Genomic DNA, 5,479 nt, shown 5'->3' with positions numbered 1-5,479 from the left:
CACACTGGATCTGTGAGTGACATAAATCCCCTGTGGGAGCGAGCCTGCTCGCGAAGGCCGCGCCGCCGATTCAATTTGATAACCCGCAATGGAACGCACCAACACAGCCAGGATGGCCGGGATGTTGTGTCGATTTCCCTAATTGCCCACAAACACAAAAATGGCAACAGGAGCATTTTCATGAGTTCATCGAACGCCGGGCAAAGTGCCGGGCAATTGGAAACCCGCGGTATCGAACCGGTGCCGGAGGCCGAGTGCAATGGTCATCCGTTGCAGCTGTTCTGGGTCTGGTTCGCGGCCAACATTTCCATCCTCGGCCTGCCGCTGGGCGCGACCCTCGTGGCCTTTCGCGGACTGGCGATCTGGCAGGCGATCATCGTCGCGATTCTTGGTGCCGCCGGTTCTTTCGCGGTGGTCGGGATCATCTCCATCGCCGGCCGTCGTGGCCGGGCACCGAGCCTGACCCTGTCCCGCGCCATCTTCGGTGTGCGCGGCAATATCGGTCCGACCCTGGTGTCGCTGATGTCGCGCCTGGGCTGGGAAACCGTCAACACCACCACCGCCGCGTTCGTGCTGCTGTCACTGTGTTCCATCCTGTTCGGCTCGCCGGTGGAAGCGAAAAGCGCTCCGCTGCTGACGCTGGTGTTCATCGCAATTTTCGTGCTCCTGACCTTGTCGGTGTCCGGCCTCGGTCACGCGACATTGCTGGTGATCCAGAAGTGGGCGACCTACGTGTTCGGCGCGCTGAACATTCTGGTCGGTGGCTTCCTCTGCGCCACCATCGACTGGAGTGCGGTATTTAACGCCACGCCTGCCCCCATGAGCGCGATGATCATCGGCATCGGCACCATGGCGGCCGGCACCGGGATCGGTTGGGCCAACGCCGGCGCGGACATGTCGCGCTATCAGCACCGCAGTGTCAAAGCCGTGCGCCTGGTGGCGTCGGCGGCATTCGGCGCGGGGATTCCGCTGGTACTGTTGATCACCCTCGGCGGCCTGCTGTCGGTGGGCAACAACGACCTGGCCCAGGCCACCGATCCAATCATCGCCATCCGTGACATGCTGCCGACCTGGATGGCCGTGCCGTATCTGATCACCGCATTCGGTGGACTGCTGCTGTCGAACAACCTGTCGGTGTACTCCGCCGGCCTGACCACCTTGACCCTCGGCCTGAAGGTCAAACGCGTCTACGCCGTGGTGGTGGACATCGTCGCGATCTTCGCCGGTTCCATCTACTTCATGCTGATCGCCGACAGTTTCTACGGCCCGTTCATTACCTTCATTTCCCTGTTGGCGGTGCCGATCACTGCGTGGGTCGGGATCTTCGTGGTTGATCTGATTCACCGTCACTATTACAGCCCCAAGGATCTGCTGGACGTCAGCCCGCGCAGCGCCTACTGGTATCGCGGCGGCGTCGAGTGGCGGGCGTTCAGTGCCTGGGCGGTGGCCATCGTCCTCGGTTTCAGCTTCACCACCATCGGCACCACGGCAGAAAACGTCTGGTTCAAGGGCTTCCTGTCCGACTCGTGGCTGGGGCATAACGGCCTGGGCTGGATCGTGACCTTTGTGGTCGCCGGGGGCCTGTATTTTGTACTCGGCGGGGCGAAGGATCGTCGCGCTGCGCGGGTCGAGAATGCTCATGCCTAAGATGCTGTACACCGGCCAGGTCATCATCGACCTGGTCATGGCGGTGGACCAATTGCCGCAAGCGGGTGGCGACGCGCTGGCGCAATCGGCCAGTTTCGAAGCCGGTGGCGGCTTCAACGTGATGGCTGCCGCGCAGCGTAATGGCTTGCCGGTGGTCTACCTCGGTCGCCACGGCACCGGGCGTTTCGGCGACCTGGCCCGCGCAGCGATGCTGACCGAAGGTATCCACATCGGCATCGCCCATCCCGCCGAGCGCGATACGGGGTTGTGCGTAGCCATCACGGACGCTTCGGCCGAACGCAGCTTCGTGTCCTACATCGGTGCCGAAGGCGAGTTGACTGCCGAAGACCTGGCCAGCGTGCCGGTGGAGGCGGGTGATTATGTCTGCGTCAGCGGTTATAGCCTGCTGCATGTGGGCAAGGCGCAGCCGCTGGTGGATTGGGTGCTGACATTACCGGACGACATCAACGTGGTATTCGACCCGGGTCCGCTGGTGGACTCGCCGGATGCGCCGTTGATGAAGTCGTTACTGCCGCGCATTGATATCTGGACCAGCAACAGCGTCGAAGCCCTGCGTTTTACCGGGGCGTCGGATATCGATGAAGCGCTGCATCACCTGGCCGAGCTTCTTCCCGCGAAAGTCTTGATGGTGGTGCGTGACGGGCCACAAGGTTGTTGGATCAACCGGGGCTCCGAGCGCCGGCATGTGCCGGGGTTCAAGGTTGAAGCAGTGGACAGCAATGGCGCTGGCGATGCTCACGCCGGAGTATTGGTGGCGGGATTGGCGCAAGGGTTGTCGGCATTGGATGCGGCGCGTCGGGCGAATGCGGCGGCGGCGTTGGCGGTGACTCGTTGGGGGCCGGCGACTTCGCCGGGGACTGCTGAGGTGGATGAGTTGATCAGCAAGACTTTCAGCGACTGACCTGCCGCTTTCGCGGGCAAGCCCGCTCCCACAGGTGATGTGGTGTGACACATATAGTGAACACACCATCGATCCCTGTGGGAGCGGGCTTGCCCGCGAAGGGGCCCTGGTATTCAAAACATCAATCAAACATCCAGCTTGCGTGCCGCTTCAACCCCGGCGGCGCTGAGTTTGATCGGCAGGTTCAGCGAGTGCTCGCCGGCTTCGTTGCACTGCACGTTGCCGTGCTGGATGAGTCCGCGTTCCTGCAGTGTGGCGAGGGTACTGGCCACGACTTTCTCCCCCCGGTAATTGTCCAGGACCTCCTTGCCCAAACCACTCGGGTGGGCGTGCAACAGGCGGGTCAGGACTTCTTTTTCCAGGTTTTTATCGACGTTCATGGTTACCTCTTCATTACGATGGGAAGGTATTGCGAGGAACTATTGGCTGACACCACCTTCGGACCCCGAACCACCGGTGGTGGTTTTCGAGCCGATGCCGGAGCCTGCGTTATCCGGTGTCCTTGTGTCCGGCAGGTTCAGCCCGCCTTGGCGACCGGCGTCGTTGCCCTGTGTCCGTGGATCGGTGCCGGTGGACGGTGGCAGGCTGCTGTCGACACCCGTGCCGTTGGTGTTCATGCCGGGGGCGCTCTGGATGGCGGGGGCCTTGGGGCTTTCGACCGGGTTGGTCGGGCCGGTGCCGGACGCGGTGGTCGCGGCGATGGCGAGCGGGGACAGCAGGGCGGCGAGGGCGAGGGCGGTCAGCCTGGACGAGATCATGGTGGTGTCTCCCTTGATTGAGTGTCCTTACCTGACGTTGGTCCACCCCCGCTTCGAATTGGTGCCTGATGAACGACGAACGGTTCAGGCGTGCTGTAAGGTCTTGGCCCTGGTGCCCCGGCGCCAGATCAGCCGCCCCACGGTGATCAACCAGTTGAGCGAGGCGACCGCCAGCAGGGTGAGCAGCAACGTCGCCATTCCATGCTCGACGATGATTTTTCCGGCGAGCAGCGGGAAACCAAACACGCCGATGAAGTACGACAGGCTGAACAGCAACAAGGACTGCGCAGTGGTACCGGTCGGTGCCTCGTTGGCGGCCAGGCCATTGATCACCGAATAGGTCAGGCCATAACCGACCCCGAGCATCACCGCCGCCAGTACGTAGCTGAAGCCGTCGTCGACCACAAAGCCGAACATCAGGATCGAGCCCATCATCAGGCCTGACAGCAGGCACGATGCGCGCAACGGATCGCGCTTGACCACGATGCCGGCGATCAACAGGCGACTGCTGATCGCCGCGCTCATGAAACCGAGGAAGAACAGCGAATAGTCGAGCGAGCGGGCAGCGGCATAGCTGGTCTGGAAACTTGACAGGCCACCGAAAACACAACCGCCGAGGCCGACCATGATGATCGGCAGCACCGCCCGGGATGACAGCACCTGCACAGTTGCACGCCAGGAAATTCGCGACACGACAGTCAACTGCACGGAGGCTTTTTTCAGGTGTCGATCCAGCCGCCAGAACAGCAGCACGCCGATCAGGCTGGCCAGTGCAGCAAGGTAGAACGCCGCCGTCACCGGATAGTCCAAGGCACTCGCTGCGCGCCCCAGCAAGGGGCCACTGCCGATCCCGGTCATCATGCTGCCCGACAGCAAGGCAAAGTATTTGGCGCGCTGCGCGGGGGAAACCAGGCTCGCGACGATGATTGGTCCGAGGGTGTAGAAAACGCCCCAGCCCAAGCCCAGCAACAGCCCGAAAAACAGCAGCAGATTGCCGAAGCCCGGCGCCAGTGCGAAACCCAGGCTGGCGGCCACCAGCAGGACGCCGAACAGCGCCACCGAACGCGCCGCGCCGAGCAGGTCGGACAGGTGACCGGAGACAATGACGGCTGCAAAGGTACTGAGCATCGCTGCCGAAATCACACTGCCGGCATCATGCTCGTTCCCCCCGCGCGAACCGATCAGCAGCGACAGCAAAAAGGTCGAACCGTAGGACAGCGACAGCAAGTAACTGGCCAGGCAAAACAAGCCGAACAACTTGCTGGAGACGGGAGGTGTTGCGGTAGACATGACGCGGTTCCTTGACCTGATAAATGCGCAGGTCATCTATCTATCACGCAACGCGCTTATGTTAGGTCCGAGCTTCGCGATGCCAGGGTTAGCGACGACCGGAGTAAAGGCGAGGAAGCTTTTGTGCTGTGGGATTTATCTGTGGCGAGGGAGCTTGCTCCCGTTGGACTGCGAAGCAGTCCCTGCAATAGTCGACGCCCATTTCACCTGAAAGACCGCATTGCCCGTTTTGGGGCTGCTGCGCAGCCTAGCGGGAGCAAGCTCCCTCGCCACAAATCCTGCGTCGAATTAGTATGGCGTTTTCCACTTCTGACAAGGCACGTCCATGACGATCGAAATCCGCCCGGCGACCCCCAGTGATGCTCCGCAAATCCTCGCGTTCATCACTGAACTGGCCGACTACGAACGTGCCCGCCATGAAGTCATTGCCAGCGTGACCGACATCGAGCGCAGCCTGTTCAGCGAAGGCGCCACCGCCCATGGTTTGATCTGCCTGCGCGACGGCGTGGCGATCGGCTTCGCGGTGTTCTTCTTCAGCTATTCCACCTGGCTGGGCAGCAACTGCCTTTACCTTGAAGACCTCTACATCACCCCGCAACAGCGTGGCGGCGGTGCGGGCAAAACCTTGCTGCGGCACCTGGCCAAGATCGCCTGCGCCAATGACTGCGGGCGCTTTGAATGGAGTGTGCTGGAGTGGAATACCCCGGCCATCGAATTCTACAAATCCCTGGGCGCGCAGCCGCAGGAAGAGTGGGTTCGCTATCGCATGGATGGCAAGGTGCTGCGCGAGTTCGCCGAAGGTCAGTGATCGCTTCAAAAGATCGCAGCCTTCGGCAGCTCCTACAGGATCGCGGTCCATGTG

General features: G+C 61.9%; 6 protein-coding genes. 3 read left to right on the top strand and 3 right to left on the bottom strand.

Features of this window, described 5'->3' with window-relative positions:
* Window positions 1-180: 180 nt before the first annotated feature.
* Both ACW9HW_RS28515 and ACW9HW_RS28510 read left to right on the top strand, forming a co-directional pair.
* Window positions 181-1,647: a purine-cytosine permease family protein gene (locus tag ACW9HW_RS28515; protein ID WP_457402655.1), complete on the top strand. Its 1,467-nt coding sequence runs from the start codon at window positions 181-183 to the stop codon at window positions 1,645-1,647.
* Window positions 1,640-2,569 carry a PfkB family carbohydrate kinase gene (locus ACW9HW_RS28510; protein WP_095195600.1) on the top strand — a complete coding sequence of 310 codons (930 nt, stop codon included), beginning with the start codon at window positions 1,640-1,642 and terminating at the stop codon, window positions 2,567-2,569. Before ACW9HW_RS28515 ends, ACW9HW_RS28510 begins: the two co-directional genes overlap by 8 nt.
* Before the next feature lie 125 nt (window positions 2,570-2,694).
* Here ACW9HW_RS28510 and ACW9HW_RS28505 read toward each other — a convergent pair whose 3' ends face one another.
* The 3 genes from ACW9HW_RS28505 to ACW9HW_RS28495 all read right to left on the bottom strand — a co-directional run bounded on the left by ACW9HW_RS28505 (window position 2,695) and on the right by ACW9HW_RS28495 (window position 4,617).
* Window positions 2,695-2,949 carry a hypothetical protein gene (locus ACW9HW_RS28505; RefSeq protein ID WP_095195589.1) on the bottom strand — a complete coding sequence of 85 codons (255 nt, stop codon included), beginning with the start codon at window positions 2,947-2,949 and terminating at the stop codon, window positions 2,695-2,697.
* A gap of 39 nt (window positions 2,950-2,988) precedes the next feature.
* Complete coding sequence (locus tag ACW9HW_RS28500) at window positions 2,989-3,327, bottom strand: hypothetical protein (RefSeq protein WP_095195590.1); 339 nt, start codon at window positions 3,325-3,327, stop codon at window positions 2,989-2,991.
* Between the two features lie 84 nt (window positions 3,328-3,411).
* Window positions 3,412-4,617 carry an MFS transporter gene (locus ACW9HW_RS28495; RefSeq protein ID WP_095195591.1) on the bottom strand — a complete coding sequence of 402 codons (1,206 nt, stop codon included), beginning with the start codon at window positions 4,615-4,617 and terminating at the stop codon, window positions 3,412-3,414.
* Between the two features lie 325 nt (window positions 4,618-4,942).
* Between ACW9HW_RS28495 and ACW9HW_RS28490 the strand changes: the two genes are divergently transcribed.
* Window positions 4,943-5,425, top strand: coding sequence for a GNAT family N-acetyltransferase (locus ACW9HW_RS28490; protein WP_095195593.1), 483 nt, complete (start codon window positions 4,943-4,945; stop codon window positions 5,423-5,425).
* Window positions 5,426-5,479: the final 54 nt, after the last annotated feature.

It is taken from the genome of Pseudomonas sp. SDO5532_S415 (assembly GCF_054071155.1).
This window is presented reverse-complemented; position numbering and strand designations above follow the sequence as displayed.

Bases quoted from the DNA above. Each gene is read 5' to 3' on its own strand.
- ACW9HW_RS28515 (WP_457402655.1), top strand. From the start codon at position 181: ATGAGTTCATCGAACGCCGGGCAAAGTGCCGGGCAATTGGAAACCCGC.
- ACW9HW_RS28510 (WP_095195600.1), top strand. From the start codon at position 1,640: ATGCCTAAGATGCTGTACACCGGCCAGGTCATCATCGACCTGGTCATG.
- ACW9HW_RS28505 (WP_095195589.1), bottom strand. From the start codon at position 2,949: ATGAACGTCGATAAAAACCTGGAAAAAGAAGTCCTGACCCGCCTGTTG.
- ACW9HW_RS28500 (WP_095195590.1), bottom strand. From the start codon at position 3,327: ATGATCTCGTCCAGGCTGACCGCCCTCGCCCTCGCCGCCCTGCTGTCC.
- ACW9HW_RS28495 (WP_095195591.1), bottom strand. From the start codon at position 4,617: ATGTCTACCGCAACACCTCCCGTCTCCAGCAAGTTGTTCGGCTTGTTT.
- ACW9HW_RS28490 (WP_095195593.1), top strand. From the start codon at position 4,943: ATGACGATCGAAATCCGCCCGGCGACCCCCAGTGATGCTCCGCAAATC.